The organism is Klebsiella sp. WP8-S18-ESBL-06 (assembly GCF_014169755.1).
GTDB lineage: Bacteria > Pseudomonadota > Gammaproteobacteria > Enterobacterales > Enterobacteriaceae > Kluyvera > Kluyvera ascorbata_B.
The window spans coordinates 2183347-2201690 of the sequence record NZ_AP022256.1 but is presented as its reverse complement, the minus strand read 5'-3'; the positions used below and the strand labels follow the sequence as shown (position 1 = coordinate 2201690).

Here is an 18344-nt window from a genome sequence, read left to right as displayed (position 1 = left end):
AATGAAAAAATTAAAATACTTCTCAACGCTGCTGATCGCCGCCGTTGCTATCGTCGCCGTCTGGCTGGTCTGGAACTATTACATGCAGTCACCGTGGACGCGTGACGGTAAAATTCGCGCCGAACAGGTCGACATCACCCCGCAGGTATCCGGTAGCATTCTGCACCTCAACGTGAAGGATAATCAGTTTGTGAAGGCCGGTGACGTTCTGTTCGAAATAGACCCAACGCCGTGGAAAATCACCGTCATGAACGCCGAAGCCAAATGGGCCAAGGCGCAGTCCGACCTACTGCGCGCAAGCCATGAAGTGGAACGTCGACGGGGGCTGTCGCAAAATGTTATCTCCGCTGAAGACCTTGATACCGTCAACATCGCGCTGAAAGTCGCGCGGGCCAATGCAGACGCCGCTAAAGCCGAACTGGACCATGCCCGCTGGCAGCTGGCGCAAACCGAAGTCAAAGCGCCGGTCGACGGCTGGGTCACCAACCTTACGACCCGAGCAGGCAACTATGCCGCGGTCGGCCAGCCGGTTTTCGCCCTTATCGACAGCCACTCATTTTATGTTGTCGGCTATTTTGAAGAGACCAAGCTGCGGCATATCCGCGAAGGCGACCGCGCAGATATCGTACTCTATAGCGATAATAAAAAGTTACAGGGTCACGTTTCCAGCATCGGTCGCGCTATCCACGATCAGAGCCTGGCCACGGATGGAACGCTGGTTGCAGACATCAAGCCAACCATCCCCTGGGTGCGCCTGGCCCAGCGCGTCCCGGTTCGCATTGCGCTTGATCCACAGCCTGCGGATACCATCCTGATCGCGGGCACCACGTGCACGGTGTCAATTACAGGCCGTCAGCAATGACCCTGCCCACGCTGACGTGGAGCGCATTGCCCTGGTTTAAAGCCACCGTTCCTCAGTGGCGCTACGCACTGCGCAACGCGATCGCCATGTGTCTGGCGCTGACCTTCGCCTACTGGCTGAATCTTGACGAACCGTATTGGGCCATGACCTCCGCTGCGGTGGTCAGCTTCCCCACCGTCGGCGGCGTCATCAGCAAAAGCCTGGGCCGCATCGCGGGCAGCCTGCTGGGCGCCAGCGCCGCGCTGCTTATCGCCGGGCACACGCTGACCGACCCGTGGCTCTTTTTGTTCGCGATGTCTGGCTGGCTGGGTTTTTGCACCTGGGCCTGCGCGATGTACAGCAATAATGTCGCCTACGCCTTCCAACTGGCGGGCTACACCTGCGCCATCATTGCTTTCCCGATCATTAACGTGGTCGACGCGACTAAACTGTGGGAGATAGCTCAGGCACGCGTTTGTGAAGTGATCGTCGGTATTCTGTGCGGCGGGCTGATGATGATGATTTTGCCCAGCACCTCCGACGGCAGCGCGCTGCTTACCGCGCTGAAAAATATGCACGCGCGTCTGCTTGAGCATGCCAATATGCTGTGGCAGCCGGTGACCACCGACGCCATCCGCAGCGCCCACCAGAGCGTCATCAGTCAGATCCTGACCATGAATCTGCTGCGCATTCAGGCCTTCTGGAGCCACTATCGTCTGCGTCGGCAAAATGCGCTGCTCAACTATCTGCTGCACCAGCAGCTGCGCCTCACCAGCGTTATCTCCAGCCTGCGGCGGCTAATGCTCAACTGGCCCAATCTGCCAAATCATGTTCGCCCGGTGCTGGAAACCTTGCTCCAGGCGCTGGCGTCTCCGGGCTGTGACGCCTACACCGTCGCGCGTATTATCGCCCCTCTGGCCCCCGTCGATCCGCAGGATTATCGCCACCATGCCTTCTGGGATCGCCTGCGCTATTTTTGTCGTCTGTACCTTAAAACCAGTCGCTGGCTTCAGCGGCTGGAGAACGCAACGGCGGTCACAGAGTTTTCCGTCCCGGCTGCGCCCGCACTGATGCGCCATACCGATCACGCCGAGGCGGCCTGGAGCGGTATCCGGACCTTTTTCGCCCTGGTCAGCGTGGGAGCATTAAGCATCAGCACCCAGTGGGAGTCCGGCGCGGCGGCGCTGACGCTGGCAGCCATTTGCTGCGTGCTTTATTCCAATGTCCCCTCGCCGTTCAGCTCTCTCACGCTGCTGATGCGCACGCTGATTCTGCTGTCATTCTTTAGCTTCGGCGTTAAGTTTGGCCTGATGGTGCAAATTAACGATCTGTGGCAGTTCATGCTGTTCTTATTTCCACTGCTACTGACCATGCAGCTGTTAAAGCTACAAATGCCGAAACAGGCACGGCTGTGGGGATCGCTGATCGTCTTTATGGGTTCGTTTATCGCCGTAACTAACCCACCGGTGTATAACTTCGCCGATTTTCTCAACGATAATCTGGCCAAGATTATCGGCGTCGGGCTGGCGTGGCTGGCATTTGCGGTACTGACGCCCGGCTCGGACGCGCGCAAAAGTCGTCGCCATATTCGCGCGTTACGCCGTCACTTTGTCGATCAGCTCAGTCGTCACCCGTCAAACCGCGAACATGAGTTTGAATCTCTGGTTTATCATCATGTTAGCCAGCTCAGCGCGAGCCAGGATGATGCCGCGCGCCGCTGGCTGCTGCGCTGGGGCGTGGTGCTGCTGAACTGTTCGCACGTGGTGTGGCAACTGCGAAGCTGGGAGGCGCGCTCGGACCCGCTGTCGCAGGTGCGCGATATGTGTATTAGCCTGCTGCGGGATGTGATGAGCGAACGCGGGGTGCAGCAACGACCGTTAGCCGCAACCCTTGAAGAACTGCAGCGAATTTGCGCCGCCCTGGCCCATCATCACCAGCCTGCTGCTCGTGAACTGGCGTCCATCGTCTGGCGGCTGTACTGCTCGCTATCGCAGCTTGAGGCGGCACCGGCACCCGATACGCTGACCGAGCAAACGGCGTAAAAACGACAGCAGGCGGCAGCGCCTGCTGTTTAGACATTACGGCACGTCGTAGCCCAATGCAGCTTTACGAATGCGGAACCACTGCTGACGAGACATATCGAGAGACTGCGCGACAATTGCCGAACGCACGCGCTCAATTTTCCCGGAACCGATAATCGGCAGCGGCTGCGACGGCAGGCGCATGACCCACGCGTAGACCACCTGTTCAATGCTCCCGGCATTCAGCTCATTCGCCACCTTTGCCAGCTCATCGCGCAGCAGCTGGAACGCGTCGTCGTTAAACAGGCGACCACCGCCCAGGCATGACCAGGCCATCGGACGAATACGCAGTTGCTGAAGCTGATCCAGCGTGCCATCCAGCAGCGTCGGCTGATGAACAGGCGAAATTTCAACCTGGTTCGTCGCCAGCGTGAACGGCAAACGCGACTGCAGCAGCGCAAACTGCGCTGGCGTAAAGTTTGACACCCCAAAATGACGCACTTTGCCGCTCTGATGCAGCGCCGTAAACGCCTCGGCCACTTCGTCCGCATCCATCAGCGGGTCCGGACGGTGGATAAGCAACAGGTCAATAACGTCGGTCGCCAGATGACGCAGTGACTGTTCAGCGCTGTGCACAATGTGCTGGCGATCGGTAATGTAATGCCCGATTGCATGTTCCGGTTTTGCCGTGGTGGCAATACCGCATTTGGTGACAATTTCCATCCGTTCACGCAGGTGCGGTGCCAGCTTCAGGGCTTCACCGAACGCCGCTTCACACTGGTAGCCGCCGTAGATATCGGCGTGGTCAACGGTCGTCACGCCAAGATCCAGATGCGCTTCCATAAAGCTGGCAAGCTCACGCGCGGACATATTCCAGTCCATCAGACGCCAGTAGCCCATGACGAAGCGTGAAAATTCCGGCCCCTGCGGCGCCAAAGTAATACGTTGAACCATAACCACTTCCTCAACAAAAAAGTTGGATTGAGTATACGCACTTTTGCGCTTAAAACAGTGAGGGCTGCTGAGGATCTTCCGTTGGATTCGCTTTCGCTGCGCGCAATTTGCGCAGTAGCCGCTGGCGACATAGCCGCAGCACTTCCTGTTTTTGCGCATCGCTCATCGTCTGCCAGTTAAAACGCTCGTCGCGACTACGAAAACAGCCGCGACAAAAGCCGCGTTCGTCCGACTGACAAATTCCCCGGCACGGACTTTGAACCGGGAAAAACTCCAGTTGCTCTGCCACGTTAGCCTCCCCATTACCTCGTCATTCCTTCATTGAAGACGTTTACTTCCCAGTACGCAACTTTTATCCCCTTTCGTGCTCATCTGGCGAGATGGGGCAAAAAAAATTTGCATTAGACCAATCGGTCTATTACAGTGCCAGCTATGAGCAAATCCATTGAACATGATACCCGTGAACATATCCTGGCAACCGGCGAGCGTCTTTGCATGCACCGCGGTTTCACCGGGATGGGCCTGAGCGAACTCCTGAAGACGGCGGAAGTGCCGAAGGGATCGTTCTATCACTATTTTCGTTCAAAAGAAGCCTTTGGCGTGGCCATGCTGGAGCGGCATTTTGCTGATTATCACCAGCGCCTGACGCAGCATTTCACGCAAGGGGCCGGTAACTACCGTGACCGCTTGCTGAACTACTACCAGCACACGCTTGAACAGTTTTGCCAGCAGGGTTTGATTAGCGGTTGTCTGACCGTCAAGCTGTCTGCTGAGGTGTGCGATCTTTCTGAAGATATGCGTACCGCCATGAATAAAGGTGCTAGCCAGATTATGGTTCTGCTCGCGCAAGCGCTGGAAAACGGCCGCCGTGAAGGCTGCCTGACGTTCAGCGGTGAAGCCGCCATGACAGCCCAGGTGCTCTATTCACTGTGGCTGGGGGCGAACCTGCAGGCAAAAATTTCGCGCAGTTCTGCACCGCTGGAAAGCGCGCTGACGCACGTCAGAAATCTGATTGCTGCGCCGGAATAATCCCGGCGTTTTTATTTCGTAAATTGCTAGACGACCGGTCTACTTAGGAGTCACCATGTCACAAGAAAAACTGTTTACCCCACTGAAAGTGGGTGCGGTTACCGTCCCAAACCGCGTGTTTATGGCCCCGCTGACGCGCCTGCGTAGCATCGTGCCAGGCGACATTCCCACTCCGCTGATGGCCGAGTACTATCGCCAGCGCGCCAGCGCAGGCTTGATTATCTCTGAAGCCACTCAGGTTTCCGCCCAGGCCAAAGGCTACCAGGGCGCGCCGGGTCTGCACAGCCCAGAGCAGATTGCCGCGTGGCAGAAAATTACCGCCGGCGTGCACGCTGAAAACGGCCGTATCGCCGTACAGCTGTGGCACACCGGGCGTATTTCACACAACAGCCTGCAGCCAAACGGTGAAGCGCCTGTTGCCCCTTCCGCGCTGAGCGCCGGTACCCGCACTTCGCTGCGTGATGAAAATGGTCACGCGATTCGCGTCGATACCTCTATGCCACGCGCGCTGGAAACCGCTGAAATTCCGGGGATCGTGAACGATTTCCGCCAGGCGATTGCCAACGCTCGTGAAGCCGGATTCGACCTGGTTGAGCTGCATTCTGCTCATGGCTACCTGCTGCACCAGTTCCTTTCTCCGTCTTCTAACCACCGTACCGATCAGTATGGCGGCAGCGTTGAAAACCGCGCGCGTCTGGTGCTGGAAGTGGTGGATGCCGGGATTAAAGAATGGGGTGCCGACCGCATCGGTATTCGCGTGTCGCCGATTGGTAGCTTCCAGAACGTCGACAACGGTCCGAACGAAGAAGCCGATGCGCTGTATCTGATAGAAGAACTGGGTAAACGCGGTATTGCCTATCTGCATATGTCCGAACCTGACTGGGCGGGTGGCGAGCCGTATAGCGATGCCTTCCGTGAGAAAGTACGCGCACGTTTCCATGGCCCCATCATTGGTGCGGGTGCCTATACGCCAGAAAAAGCCGAGGAGCTGATTGAAAAAGGGCTGATTGACGCCGTTGCTTTTGGCCGCGCTTATATTGCCAACCCGGATCTGGTCGCTCGCCTGCAGCACAAAGCCGAGCTGAACCCACAACGCCCGGAAAGCTTCTACGGCGGCGACGCGGAAGGCTACACCGATTACCCAACCCTGTGATCCTACATTGATAGCGGCGGCCTTCCGCCGCTATACTAGTCAGATTATTCATAAGTAAGGACGAGGGATATCATGCGTTTACTGCATACCATGCTGCGCGTCGGCGACCTGCAACGCTCCATTGATTTTTACACCAAGGTGCTGGGCATGAAGCTGCTGCGCACCAGCGAAAACACCGAGTACAAATACTCGCTGGCCTTTGTGGGCTACGGTGACGAACGTGATGAAGCGGTGATCGAGCTGACCTATAACTGGGGCGTAGACAAATACGACCTGGGCAACGCATACGGTCATATCGCGCTGAGCGTTGATAACGCTGCCGAAGCCTGCGGCCGTATTCGTCAGAACGGCGGCAACGTCACTCGTGAAGCCGGCCCGGTAAAAGGCGGCACCACGGTGATTGCGTTTGTTGAAGATCCGGACGGTTACAAAATCGAACTGATCGAAGAAAAAGATGCCGGCAAAGGTCTCGGCAACTGATTTTCTGCGGGTGCTTTTAGCACCCGTTTTTTCCCCCTGCCTTTCCAAGCCGCGGCAAAATTTGCCATAATGCGCGCTACTTTTTCTGAGTTAAGAGATTCTGATGTCCGACAATGCGCAACTTAATGGTCTATGCGACCGTTTTCGTGGGTTTTATCCAGTGGTGATTGATGTTGAAACCGCCGGATTCAATGCCAAAACGGATGCCCTGCTCGAAATAGCGGCAATTACGTTGAAAATGGATGAGCAAGGCTGGCTGATGCCGGACAACACGTTACATTTCCACGTTGAACCGTTTGAGGGAGCGAACCTCGAGCCGGAGGCGCTGGCGTTTAACGGGATCGATCCGAATAACCCGCTGCGTGGCGCGGTCAGCGAATACGATGCGTTGCACGCCATCTTCAAAATGGTACGCAAGGGTATTAAAGATAGCGACTGTAACCGCGCGATTATGGTGGCCCACAACGCGACGTTCGATCATAGCTTTATGATGGCTGCCGCCGAGCGTGCATCGCTGAAACGCAACCCTTTCCATCCATTCGTGACCTTCGACACCGCCGCGCTGAGCGGGCTGGCGTTGGGACAGACGGTTTTATCGAAAGCCTGCGCTGCGGCAGGTATGAATTTCGACAGCAGCCAGGCCCACTCTGCCCTGTACGATACCGAGCAGACCGCCATTCTGTTCTGCGAGATCGTCAACCGCTGGAAACGTCTGGGCGGCTGGCCGCTGCCCGTCGTTGCGGAATAACGCAAAAAAAAGCGACCTGACGGTCGCTTTTTTATTTCTGCATAGCACTCCCCGATGCCGCGCAACGCGCCATCGGGATTGAAGATTTATTCCGCTTTTGGCTCTTCCGCTTTATACTTCGCCGCGGTTTCTTTGATCAGCGGCTGCAGTTCGCCACGCTGATACATTTCAATGATGATATCGCAGCCGCCAACCAGCTCGCCGTCAACCCACAGCTGCGGGAAGGTCGGCCAGTTTGCATATTTTGGCAGTTCGGCACGGATGTCCGGATTCTGCAGGATATCAACATAAGCAAAGCGTTCGCCGCAGGCAGACAGCGCCTGAACGGCCTGCGCAGAGAAACCGCAGCTTGGCAGCTTCGGGGAGCCTTTCATGTACAGCAGGATCGGGTTCTCAGCGATCTGGCGCTGAATTTTTTCAATTGTTTCGCTCATTGTCTTGCTTCCTCAAACTTCTTTTTACGGCAGTAGTCCACCATTGTAACGTTTTGCGGCCTGAACAGAAAATAACATTTTATTCACGCCTTATTATTTTATCCTCTGCGCATTGAAGTTGCCTTATAAATATGTGTTTATCGGCAGCTGGATGAAAAACCTGCTCATTTTTTAGCTCAAGCTGTATCAAATGATGTTTTTTTTTGCACTTGCTAACGAAACAGCGTTTTGGGATGAAAAACACTATTAACATTTCGTGTTTTTATGGATTAGAATCGTTGGGTTTTGTAAACCATACCCAGGCAAGGATATTTAGCCTGCATACTCAGAGGGTTGTTCAGTGGCGCAGATAAAAAAATGGTCGATCACGCTCTGTGCATTGTTGTTTACATCGTTATCGTTCACGCCGTTGGCGCATGCAACAGGGCATGCCAAAACACCGACGGCGCAAAAATCACTTCCCGTTAAGGGCAGTGAACGCAAGAAAAAGAATACGGTCAGCAAATCAACCAGCAAGAAAAAAACCAGCACCGTCGCGAAGAACAAAACCGCACCCGCGGTCAGCAAAGCGAAAAAGGCCGCTACCCCTTCACGTAAAACGGTCGCCAGCAAAACCCGCAAAGCCAGCGCGGTAAAAACCGCCAGCGTCGTGACAACCTGCAAGACGACCCGCAAAGGGCATAAAAAAACCTGTACCACCAGCAAAGTAGAAAGTCAGCCCACCACCATCGCCCAGGCGCATAAAGTTCGCGTGCAGAAAGCGCAAAAAACCGCCATGAACAAACTGATGGGCCAGTTGGGTAAACCCTACCGCTGGGGCGGCAACTCGCCGCGTACCGGTTTCGATTGCAGCGGTCTGGTTTACTATGCTTATAAAGATCTGGTGAATATCCGTATTCCACGTACCGCTAACGAAATGTACCACCTGCGCGATGCCCGCCCGGTTGACCGCAGCGAGCTGGAAAGCGGTGATTTAGTCTTCTTCCGGACCCAGGGTCGCGGCACTGCCGATCACGTCGGCGTGTATGTTGGTAACGGTAAATTTATCCAGTCGCCTCGCACCGGTCAGGACATCCGCATTACCTCGCTGAGCGAAGACTACTGGGTACGCCACTATGTCGGCGCCCGTCGCGTGGTAACCCCGAAGACGATTCGTTAATTACTTACCCCGTTTGTTAATAAACGGGGTAAGCTTATCTTTTATCTCACCTTTTAATTTGCTACTCTATCCCCACTCAATACAAGGTTATTGAGAGTAAAAATAATAAAAGGAGAGTAGCAATGTCGTTCGAATTACCTGCATTACCGTATGCCAAAGACGCCCTGGTTCCGCATATTTCTGTGGAAACGCTTGAGTATCATTATGGTAAACACCACCAGACTTACGTCACCAACCTGAACAACCTGATCAAAGGCACCGCCTTTGAGGGTAAAACGCTCGAAGAGATCGTACGCACCTCTGAAGGCGGCGTGTTCAATAACGCGGCTCAGGTCTGGAACCACACCTTCTACTGGAACTGCCTGGCGCCGAACGCCGGCGGCGAACCGACCGGTGCCGTTGCAGAAGCGATTAACAAATCCTTCGGCAGCTTCGCCGACTTCAAAGCCCAGTTTACCGATGCCGCAGTGAAAAACTTCGGCGCAGGCTGGACCTGGCTTGTGAAGAAAGCTGACGGTTCTCTGGCCATCGTATCCACGTCTAACGCCGGCACCCCGCTGACCACCGACGCGAAGCCGCTGTTGACCGTCGACGTGTGGGAACATGCTTACTATATTGACTACCGCAACGCCCGCCCTAACTACCTGGAGCACTTCTGGGCTCTGGTGAACTGGGCGTTCGTGGCTGAAAATCTGGCTGCGTAAGCACAAAAAACCCGGCGTTGTCATGCTTCGCCGGGTGATATGCCATCGCGCAGAAGGCTTGCCTTCTGCGTTTTTTTTTACTCGCTGACCAGCGCCTGCGCACCACGGCGACGGCCGCTGAAGAACACGACCGCCAGCGCCAGCGCAGCAACGATCGCCCCCATCACCGGTACAAAGCTGTAGCCCAGCCCGCCCGATATAACCGCACCGCCGACCACGGCCCCCAGCGCATTACCGAGGTTAAACGCGCCAATATTCACCGACGACGAAAGCCCCGGCGCTTCGTGTGCTACCCGCATCACGCGCATCTGTAGCGGCGGCACCACGGCAAACGTTGCCGCGCCCCACACCACCATGCTAAACGCCGCCCCCACCTGGCTCTGCGCCAGCCAGGGAATGGCCAGCATAATGGCCATCAGCAGCAGCAAGAAACCTTTGAGCGTACCGCTAACCGAGCGGTCAGCAAATTTGCCGCCAAGGAAGTTGCCAATAGAGAAGCCAACGCCAATCAATACCAGCATCAACGTAATAAATCCCGGCGTGGCGTGCGTCAGGGTCCGCAATACCGGCGAAATGTAGGTATAAAGCGTAAACATCGCACCAGCGCCGAGCACGGTGGTCAGTAAGGCAGAAAGTACCTGTGGGCGCACCAGTACCGCCAGCTCACGCTTAACGTCCGGTTTTTCCCCTGCCCCACCCTTCGGCAGCGACAGCCACAGCCCCGCCATGGCGACAATCCCAAGGCCAGCGGTCGCCAGGAACGACATGCGCCAGCCAATGGTTTCACCCAGCCAGGTCGCCGCCGGAACGCCGCCGATATTGGCAATTGTCAGGCCCATAAACATGGTCGCTACCGCGCTCGCCTGCTTATGCTTCGGCACAACGCTCGCGGCAACCACCGACCCCAGACCAAAGAACGCGCCGTGGTTGAGGCTGGTAATAATGCGCGACAGCATCAGCGTGGTGTAGTCAGGCGAGATAGCCGACAGCACGTTACCAAGGGTAAAAATCGCCATCAGGAAAATCAGCGCATTGCGCCGCGCGCGATGAGACAACAGCAGCGTCATCAGCGGGGCCCCGACCATCACGCCCACGGCGTAGGCGCTGATCAACATTCCCGCGGCGGGAATAGAGACGTCAACGCCCTTCGCAATGACCGGCAGCAGCCCCATGGGCGAGAATTCGGTGGTCCCTATGCCAAAGGCGCCAATCGCCAGGGCAAGCAGGGGATAATTGACTTTCATGCAAAAACTCCGGTTGGCCGCGCACAGCTGGCGGCATGACAACATAGGGCAAAAGCATGACATCAATCACAGAAAATCAGAAGTGTACAAAACAGCAAAAGATTATTGCTAATTTGATAACAATTGACGGGAGGGAGCGAACTCCCTCACCGGAGGAATTAATGCAATACGGCGGTCAGTGCAGCGGCAACAATGAGCGCAAGCGTAATAATGGTAGTGGTGAGCGACAGCTTAAGTTCGGTACTCATCAATTTTTCTCCTTTTTATTGCCACAGTGAAACTGAGCTTACTCATTTTTGCACAGATAATCGTAAAAATCTTCACAGATTTAGCAGGATGTTGTTTTTTGCTCTTCCACTTTGCGTCGGGATACGTCAAAATTCGACGCTTATTTATAAGCGTACCGGCCATTGACCCCCTCCTGTCGTCCTGTATCGTTTTCCCGGCGAATCGCAATTCACAAAATTGCGTCAGGGTGTGTGAAGGCAAACGTTTTCCTTTCGATTTTTTCAGGGGCAGGCCAGGGTCTGGAGTGAGATGGAATGGCAACAATTAAAGATGTAGCGAAGCGCGCAAACGTTTCCACTACAACCGTATCACATGTAATTAACAAAACGCGTTTTGTCGCCGAAGAGACGCGTGAAGCGGTCTGGGCGGCGATTAAAGAACTGCACTACTCGCCGAGCGCCGTTGCCCGCAGCCTGAAGGTCAACCACACCAAATCCATTGGTTTGCTGGCCACCAGCAGTGAAGCAGCCTATTTTGCCGAAATTATTGAGGCCGTAGAGAAAAACTGCTTCCAGAAAGGGTATACCCTGATCCTCGGCAACGCGTGGAACAATCTTGAGAAGCAGCGCGCGTACCTGTCAATGATGGCGCAAAAGCGCGTCGACGGTCTGCTGGTCATGTGCTCAGAATACCCGGAGTCACTGCTCTCCATGCTGGAAGAGTATCGTCACATTCCAATGGTGGTGATGGACTGGGGCGAAGCCAAAGCCGATTTTACCGACTCGGTTATCGATAACGCCTTCGAAGGCGGTTATATGGCGGGCCGCTATCTGATCGAACGCGGCCATCGCGATATCGGCGTGATCCCGGGCCCGCTGGAGCGCAATACCGGCGCAGGCCGTCTGGCAGGCTTTATGAAAGCGATGGAAGAAGCGCAGATTAACGTACCGGCAAACTGGATTGTTCAGGGCGACTTTGAACCAGAATCCGGCTACCGGGCGATGCAGCAGATTCTGTCCCAGCACCCGCGCCCAACCGCCATCTTCTGCGGCGGCGATATTATGGCCATGGGCGCACTGTGTGCCGCCGATGAAATGGGGCTGCGCGTGCCGCAGGATATTTCGCTGATCGGGTATGATAACGTGCGTAACTCACGTTTCTTCACCCCCGCGCTGACCACTATCCATCAGCCGAAGGACTCGCTTGGCGAAACGGCCTTTAACATGCTGATGGATCGCATTGTCAGCAAGCGCGAAGAGTCACAGTCAATTGAGGTGCACCCGCGCCTGATTGAGCGTCGTTCTGTGGCCGACGGTCCGTATCGCGACTACCGCCGTTAATCGCGTTCTGCGAGCGCCCTATACGGGCGTTCGCAGCCACTCCTCGTTCAGCGTCTCACTATCCCCCAGGTACTCCAGCAGCCAGCTTAATGCCGGTGACGCTTCACTTTGCTGCCACGTGAGGCAACAGGCGGCATCCGGGAACGGGTTCTCCAGCGTCAGTGCGACCCACTCTCCGCTCTCCAGCCATGGCTGAGCCAGATGCCCCGGCACCATCGCCGCACATAAGCCGGCGGAAATACAGGTTTCTGACGACGCCCAATCCGGCACCACCACGCGTTTTTGGTTATCCAGCAGCCAGGTCGTACGCTTAGGCAGCGAACGCGAAGTATCCTCGCGCACCAGTGACGGCCAGTTGCGCAGCACATCATCGCTGAGCGGCCCATCCAGACGCGCCAGCGGATGTGCGCTGGACACCACGCAGTGCCAGTTGAGCATTCCCATATCCCGAAAAGCAAAGCGCCCCCCGACCGGAATCGCCTGCGTGGCGCCAATCGCCAGCTCGACGCGGCCGTCCGCCAGCGCATCCCATACGCCGTTAAAGACTTCCTGGTAAACAATCAGCTCAACGTCGCTAAAGTGACGGTAAAAATCGACGATCAGCTGGCGCGTACGCTGTGGCTTAACAATATTATCAACGGCAATCGCCAACTGGCCACGCCAGCCGTTGGCAATCTGCTGGCACTGCTGGCGGGTGATCTGCATTTTTTTGATAACAGACCGCCCTTCTTTCAGGAACCATGCCCCGGCAGGCGTTAATTCCACGTCGCGATGACGGCGTTCAAACAGCGGTACAGCCAGCCACTCTTCCAGCTGTCGTACCGTATAGCTTACCGCAGAAGGCACACGATGCAGTTCCTGCGCGGCGGCGCTAAAGCTACCGTTACGCGCTACCGCATCAACGACTTCAAGAGAATATTCAGACCACATTTTCTGCCTGCAAAAAATTTGAATCCATGGCTCAAATATTAGCGTTTCACAACCCTGAATGCACTCTCTACACTCGGCGGCAAGGTTAATATCAGATAATAAAGGGCAATTTATGCAACCTGGGAAAGGATTTTTAGTCTGGCTCGCGGGGCTGAGCGTGCTGGGTTTTCTGGCCACCGACATGTACCTGCCTGCTTTTGCTGCCATTCAGCAAGACCTGCAAACGCCGGCCTCGGCGGTCAGCGCCAGCCTGAGTTTGTTCCTGGCCGGCTTCGCCGTCGCGCAGCTGCTGTGGGGGCCGCTGTCTGACCGCTATGGCCGCAAACCCATTCTGCTGGCGGGCTTAACCATTTTCGCCGTGGGCTGTCTGGGGATGCTGTGGGTCCGTGACGGCACTACCCTGCTGGTGCTGCGCTTTGTGCAGGCGGTCGGTGTATGCGCCGCAGCCGTTACCTGGCAGGCAATGGTCACCGACTACTATCCGGCCCAGCGTACTAACCGCATTTTCGCAACCATCATGCCGCTCGTCGGGCTGTCACCCGCGCTGGCACCGCTGCTTGGCAGCTGGCTCCTGGTCCACTTTGACTGGCAGGCCATCTTTGCGACGCTGTTTATTATCACGCTGGTGCTGATGCTGCCGGCTTTTCGTCTCAAGCCCGCGCACAAAAAGCACGCCGTCAACGGAGAAAAGCTGACGTTTATGCGCCTGCTGCGCAGTAAAGACTATCGCGGTAACGTACTTATCTACGCCGCCTGCTCCGCCAGCTTCTTTGCCTGGTTGACCGGCTCGCCGTTTATCCTGCACGAAATGGGCTATAGCCCGACCGTCATTGGCCTGAGCTATGTGCCGCAGACAATCGCGTTCCTGATTGGTGGCTACGGTTGTCGCGCCGCACTGCAAAAATGGCAGGGTTCACAGCTGCTGCCATGGCTGCTGGTCGGGTTCGCACTGAGCGTCGTGGGAACCTGGGCCGTCGGCCTGGCCCAGGATGTGTCGCTGAGCGCACTGCTGATTCCGTTCTGCGTGATGGCCACCGCTAACGGCGCTATCTATCCGATCGTCGTGGCACAGGCGCTGAAGCCGTTCCCACAGGCCACCGGTCGCGCGGCGGCGTTGCAAAATACGCTTCAGCTCGGTCTGTGCTTCCTGGCCAGCCTGGCGGTATCGACACTGATTGCGACTCCGCTGCTTACCACTACCAGCGTGATGCTGGTAACCGTAGTGCTGGCCGGTATCGGTTACGGCATGCAGCGCGCCGCCCGTCGCGCCGAACGCCAGGCTGACGCCGCTGCGTCCCACGTCTGAATATTCCTCGCATCAATACCTCCATAAATGATTAGGGCGCTAAGTTTTTTTGTTGAATCAAGGCACTTAGCGTCCTATACTGGATCGGCATCACATAATTAGTATACATTGAACTTATTATGCGGAAGCAGGACGGCTTCCCCTTAAACCACGGATTGGCTTTCGGCAAGGGGTTCTTCCCTTCCTCTGTGCTACGTCGGATAGCAGGCTCACGAATTTTTCGTGACATTTCTCACAAACCAGAAAAAAGCGTCTACGCTGTTTTAAGGTTCTGATCATCAGGTCGGGATGGAGAAGCTATGAGCTCATCGTGTATAGAAGAAGTAAGCGTACCGGATGACGACTGGTATCGTATCGTTAGCGAGCTGCTAAACCGAGCAGGCATTGAAATTAACGGCAATGCCTCCTGCGATATTCAGGTTAAAAATCCGCGTCTTTTTAAACGAGTTTTACAGGAAGGTTCGCTGGGTCTTGGCGAAAGCTATATGGACGGTTGGTGGGAATGCGATCGTCTGGATATCTTCTTCGACAAGGTACTGCGCGCCGGACTTGAAAACCAACTCCCCCATCATTTCAAAGATACGCTGCGCGTGGCCGGTGCGCGTTTGTTTAACCTCCAGAGCCGCAGACGCGCCTGGCAGGTGGGCAAAGAGCACTACGACCTCGGCAACGATCTCTTTAGCCGCATGCTCGACCCTTTCATGCAATACTCCTGCGGCTACTGGAAAGAGGCTGAAAACCTCGAGCAAGCCCAGCAGGCCAAGCTTGAGCTTATCTGCCAGAAGCTGCAGCTGGCGCCGGGAATGCGCGTGCTGGATATCGGCTGCGGATGGGGTGGCCTGGCAGCCTATATGGCGAAAAACTACGGCGTGACCGTCAAGGGCGTCACCATTTCCGCTGAACAGCAGAAGATGGCGCAGGCGCGTTGTGAAGGGCTGGACGTTGAGATTTTGCTCCAGGACTACCGCGACTTAAACGATCAGTTCGACCGCATCGTGTCCGTCGGCATGTTTGAGCACGTTGGGCCAAAAAACTACGACACCTATTTCTCCGTCGTTGACCGCAATCTCAAGCCCGATGGGTTGTTTTTACTGCACACCATTGGTTCGAAAAGAACCGACAACAATGTCGATCCGTGGATCAACAAATACATCTTTCCGAATGGCTGTTTACCGTCCGTGCGCCAGATTGCCGTCGCCAGCGAACCACACTTCGTGATGGAAGACTGGCACAACTTTGGTGCCGACTACGATACCACGCTCATGGCCTGGCATAGCCGTTTCCTCGCCAGCTGGCCGGAAATCGCCGACAACTATTCTGAACGATTCAAACGCATGTTCAGCTACTATCTTAACGCCTGTGCGGGAGCCTTCCGTGCGCGTGATATTCAGCTGTGGCAGGTTATGTTCTCCCGTGGGGTTGAACAAGGTCTGCGCGTCGCGCGGTAATCCGGCATTGACGCCTGCGCCACCCGGCGCAGGCGTTTTCCGTTATTCTGCTACCGCCTGCGCGGCAGCCTCTTTCGCGGCCATCACGCGTTCAACGGTATCCACTACCGCCTGCGTTTGCGGATCGATCTCGATATTCACGCGGTCACCCAGACGTTTTTTTCCCAGCGTCGTGCGCTCCAGCGTCTCTGGAATCAGGTGCACGCAAAAACGCGTCGCCGTGACTTCACCTACCGTCAGGCTAATACCGTCGATGCCGATAAATCCTTTGTAGAGGATATATTTCATCAGCGACGGGTCCTGGATTTTAAACCAAATCTGTTTGTTGTTTTCAGACGTCAGAATTTTAGCCACTTCCGCAGTGGTCATAATATGACCCGACATCAAATGGCCGCCAATTTCGTCGCTGAACTTCGCCGCGCGCTCAACGTTAACGACGTCACCAACCTTCACATCGCCAAGGTTGGTAATACGCAGCGTCTCTTTCATCAGATCGAAGCTAATCTGGTCGCCGTTGATTTCCGTGACCGTTAAGCAACAGCCGTTGTGTGCAACCGAAGCCCCGGTTTCCAACCCGGCCAGCATAGATTCTGGCAGCGCTACTACGTGGGTGCGGAAGTTCGGTTTCTCATCAATAGACACGATTTTTGCCGTGCCCTGCACAATACCCGTGAACATATCGTCAACTCCTATTAATCATCGTGCCGGCATCGCTACCGGTTCATCTGCTACGCACAATAGCAGTTGATAAAACAGGTTGCCACCTTCCGCGCCGCTCCCCCCTTTTTTTGACTAGATTAATAGCAAATCCCCGCTACAATATCGGAGCAATTCCTCTATTTATTCTTCTTGCTGCCGGTTAAGGCGGCTTATCTGTCTCCCGTACACGGCGTACGGCGAGAATAAATAACAACAATACAGGTGTTCACGTGCAGAAGTACTTTAGCGAAGCGCGTCAGTTATTAGCTCTGGCTATCCCGGTTATCCTTGCGCAGGTAGCACAAACGGCCATGGGGTTCGTTGATACGGTGATGGCCGGCGGTTACAGCGCCACCGATATGGCCGCCGTGGCGATCGGCACGTCTATCTGGCTACCCGCCATTCTTTTCGGCCACGGCCTCCTGCTGGCGCTGACGCCGGTTATCGCCCAGCTTAACGGCTCCGGCCGACGCGACCGCGTCGCGCTTCAGGTTCGCCAGGGGTTCTGGCTGGCCGGTTTTGTCTCGCTGCTGATCATGGTTGTCCTGTGGAATGCGGGCCATATTATCCGCGCCATGCATAACATTGACCCGGCGCTGGCCGACAAAGCCGTTGGTTATCTGCGTGCGCTGCTGTGGGGCGCGCCGGGCTATCTCTGCTTCCAGGTAGCACGTAACCAGTGTGAAGGGCTGGCGAAAACCAAGCCCGGCATGGTCATGGGCTTTATCGGCCTGCTGGTGAACATTCCGGTGAACTATATCTTTATTTACGGGCATTTTGGGATGCCGGAACTCGGCGGCGTTGGCTGCGGTGTGGCAACCGCCTCGGTTTATTGGGTGATGTTCTTCAGCATGCTGTACTACGTCCGCCACGCAGGCTCGATGCGAGATATTCGTCACCACGCGCGTTTTAGCGGCCCGGACCTCACCATTCTGAAGCGGCTGACCACGCTGGGGCTGCCGATTGCGCTGGCGCTATTCTTCGAAGTGACGCTGTTCGCGGTTGTCGCACTGCTGGTCTCTCCGCTGGGGATCGTGGATGTCGCTGGCCATCAGATTGCGCTCAACTTCAGCTCGCTGATGTTCGTTCTGCCGATGTCGCTGGCGGCAGCGGTGACGATTCGCGTAGGCTTCCGTCTGGGCCAGGGTTCAACGCCCGACGCACAGGTTTCTGCCCGCACCGGCCTGGGCGTCGGCGTATGCATGGCCGTCTGTACGGCAGTATTCACGACGCTGATGCGGACCCATATCGCCCTGCTCTATAACGATAACCCGGAAGTGGTGACGCTGGCGGCACAGCTGATGCTGCTGGCAGCGCTGTATCAAATCTCCGACTCCATTCAGGTGATTGGCAGCGGAATTTTGCGCGGTTATAAAGATACTCGCTCCATCTTCTTTATCACCTTTATTGCCTACTGGGTGCTGGGCCTGCCGTGCGGCTATGTGCTCGCGCTGACCGATCTGGTGGTTGAGCGCATGGGTCCGGCGGGTTTCTGGTGGGGCTTCATTATTGGTCTGACCTCGGCCGCAATCATGATGATGCTCAGAATGCGTTTCCTTCAGCGTCAGCCTGCGGCGGTTATTTTACAACGCGCGGCACGCTAATTGCCCCGCCCGCGCCGCCGTG

The 18344-nt window shown here is 55.9% G+C and carries 19 protein-coding genes; 12 read left to right on the top strand and 7 right to left on the bottom strand.

Annotation, left to right across the window (positions count from 1 at the left end):
- Nucleotide 1: 1 nt before the first annotated feature.
- Both H7R76_RS10395 and H7R76_RS10390 read left to right on the top strand, forming a co-directional pair.
- Entirely contained in the window at nucleotides 2-862 is an 861-nt protein-coding gene (locus tag H7R76_RS10395; RefSeq protein WP_182930490.1) for an efflux RND transporter periplasmic adaptor subunit, read from the top strand.
- Nucleotides 859-2883, top strand: a complete 2025-nt coding sequence (locus H7R76_RS10390; protein ID WP_182967699.1) for an FUSC family protein — start codon at nucleotides 859-861, stop codon at nucleotides 2881-2883. The genes H7R76_RS10395 and H7R76_RS10390 overlap by 4 nt, the downstream gene beginning before the upstream one ends.
- A gap of 36 nt (nucleotides 2884-2919) precedes the next feature.
- On the opposite strand, the gene H7R76_RS10385 is transcribed toward H7R76_RS10390, so the two are convergent.
- Entirely contained in the window at nucleotides 2920-3816 is an 897-nt protein-coding gene (locus H7R76_RS10385; RefSeq protein WP_182967697.1) for an aldo/keto reductase, read from the bottom strand.
- A 49-nt stretch (nucleotides 3817-3865) separates the two neighbouring features.
- The gene (locus H7R76_RS10380; protein WP_106926778.1) at nucleotides 3866-4105 is read right to left on the bottom strand and encodes a DUF1289 domain-containing protein; all 240 of its coding nucleotides are present in this window, start codon (nucleotides 4103-4105) and stop codon (nucleotides 3866-3868) included.
- A 143-nt stretch (nucleotides 4106-4248) separates the two neighbouring features.
- Here H7R76_RS10380 and H7R76_RS10375 point away from each other — a divergent pair, with 143 nt between their 5' ends.
- The 4 genes from H7R76_RS10375 (at nucleotide 4249) to rnt (ending at nucleotide 7226) form a co-directional block, all read left to right on the top strand.
- A complete protein-coding gene (locus tag H7R76_RS10375) occupies nucleotides 4249-4845 on the top strand; it encodes a TetR/AcrR family transcriptional regulator (protein ID WP_106926776.1) in 597 nt (198 codons plus the stop codon).
- Nucleotides 4846-4900: 55 nt separating this feature from the next.
- Nucleotides 4901-5998: an alkene reductase gene (locus H7R76_RS10370; RefSeq protein WP_106926774.1), complete on the top strand. Its 1098-nt coding sequence runs from the start codon at nucleotides 4901-4903 to the stop codon at nucleotides 5996-5998.
- A gap of 72 nt (nucleotides 5999-6070) precedes the next feature.
- Nucleotides 6071-6478 (top strand): lactoylglutathione lyase, encoded by a 408-nt coding sequence (gene gloA / locus H7R76_RS10365; RefSeq protein ID WP_182967695.1) that lies wholly within the window; start codon nucleotides 6071-6073, stop codon nucleotides 6476-6478.
- Nucleotides 6479-6581: 103 nt separating this feature from the next.
- Nucleotides 6582-7226: a ribonuclease T gene (rnt, locus tag H7R76_RS10360; protein WP_106926770.1), complete on the top strand. Its 645-nt coding sequence runs from the start codon at nucleotides 6582-6584 to the stop codon at nucleotides 7224-7226.
- A gap of 86 nt (nucleotides 7227-7312) precedes the next feature.
- Here the strand turns inward: rnt and grxD are convergent, their stop codons facing one another.
- The gene (gene grxD / locus H7R76_RS10355; RefSeq protein WP_106926768.1) at nucleotides 7313-7660 is read right to left on the bottom strand and encodes a monothiol glutaredoxin 4; all 348 of its coding nucleotides are present in this window, start codon (nucleotides 7658-7660) and stop codon (nucleotides 7313-7315) included.
- Between the two features lie 340 nt (nucleotides 7661-8000).
- Here grxD and H7R76_RS10350 point away from each other — a divergent pair, with 340 nt between their 5' ends.
- Together H7R76_RS10350 and sodB are read left to right on the top strand one after the other, a co-directional pair.
- On the top strand, nucleotides 8001-8819 hold the full coding sequence (locus tag H7R76_RS10350) for a C40 family peptidase (RefSeq protein ID WP_182930488.1): 819 nt from the start codon (nucleotides 8001-8003) through the stop codon (nucleotides 8817-8819).
- 122 nt (nucleotides 8820-8941) lie between these two features.
- Nucleotides 8942-9523, top strand: coding sequence for a superoxide dismutase [Fe] (sodB, locus tag H7R76_RS10345; protein WP_106926764.1), 582 nt, complete (start codon nucleotides 8942-8944; stop codon nucleotides 9521-9523).
- Nucleotides 9524-9600: 77 nt separating this feature from the next.
- Here sodB and H7R76_RS10340 read toward each other — a convergent pair whose 3' ends face one another.
- On the bottom strand, nucleotides 9601-10767 hold the full coding sequence (locus H7R76_RS10340) for an MFS transporter (protein WP_182967693.1): 1167 nt from the start codon (nucleotides 10765-10767) through the stop codon (nucleotides 9601-9603).
- 158 nt (nucleotides 10768-10925) lie between these two features.
- Entirely contained in the window at nucleotides 10926-11015 is a 90-nt protein-coding gene (gene cydH / locus H7R76_RS10335; protein ID WP_106926760.1) for a cytochrome bd-I oxidase subunit CydH, read from the bottom strand.
- Nucleotides 11016-11309: 294 nt separating this feature from the next.
- Between cydH and purR the strand changes: the two genes are divergently transcribed.
- Nucleotides 11310-12335 carry an HTH-type transcriptional repressor PurR gene (purR, locus tag H7R76_RS10330; protein WP_064545731.1) on the top strand — a complete coding sequence of 342 codons (1026 nt, stop codon included), beginning with the start codon at nucleotides 11310-11312 and terminating at the stop codon, nucleotides 12333-12335.
- Nucleotides 12336-12353: 18 nt separating this feature from the next.
- Here the strand turns inward: purR and punR are convergent, their stop codons facing one another.
- The gene (gene punR / locus H7R76_RS10325; protein WP_106926758.1) at nucleotides 12354-13265 is read right to left on the bottom strand and encodes a DNA-binding transcriptional activator PunR; all 912 of its coding nucleotides are present in this window, start codon (nucleotides 13263-13265) and stop codon (nucleotides 12354-12356) included.
- A gap of 112 nt (nucleotides 13266-13377) precedes the next feature.
- On the opposite strand from punR, the gene punC reads away from it, so the two are divergent.
- Together punC and cfa are read left to right on the top strand one after the other, a co-directional pair.
- A complete protein-coding gene (punC, locus tag H7R76_RS10320; protein ID WP_182967691.1) occupies nucleotides 13378-14571 on the top strand; it encodes a purine nucleoside transporter PunC in 1194 nt (397 codons plus the stop codon).
- A 299-nt stretch (nucleotides 14572-14870) separates the two neighbouring features.
- On the top strand, nucleotides 14871-16019 hold the full coding sequence (gene cfa / locus H7R76_RS10315) for a cyclopropane fatty acyl phospholipid synthase (RefSeq protein ID WP_106926754.1): 1149 nt from the start codon (nucleotides 14871-14873) through the stop codon (nucleotides 16017-16019).
- Nucleotides 16020-16061: 42 nt separating this feature from the next.
- On the opposite strand, the gene H7R76_RS10310 is transcribed toward cfa, so the two are convergent.
- Nucleotides 16062-16697, bottom strand: a complete 636-nt coding sequence (locus tag H7R76_RS10310) for a riboflavin synthase subunit alpha (protein ID WP_106926752.1) — start codon at nucleotides 16695-16697, stop codon at nucleotides 16062-16064.
- A 251-nt stretch (nucleotides 16698-16948) separates the two neighbouring features.
- On the opposite strand from H7R76_RS10310, the gene mdtK reads away from it, so the two are divergent.
- Complete coding sequence (gene mdtK / locus H7R76_RS10305) at nucleotides 16949-18322, top strand: MdtK family multidrug efflux MATE transporter (protein WP_106926750.1); 1374 nt, start codon at nucleotides 16949-16951, stop codon at nucleotides 18320-18322.
- The last annotated feature ends 22 nt before the right edge of the window (nucleotides 18323-18344 follow it).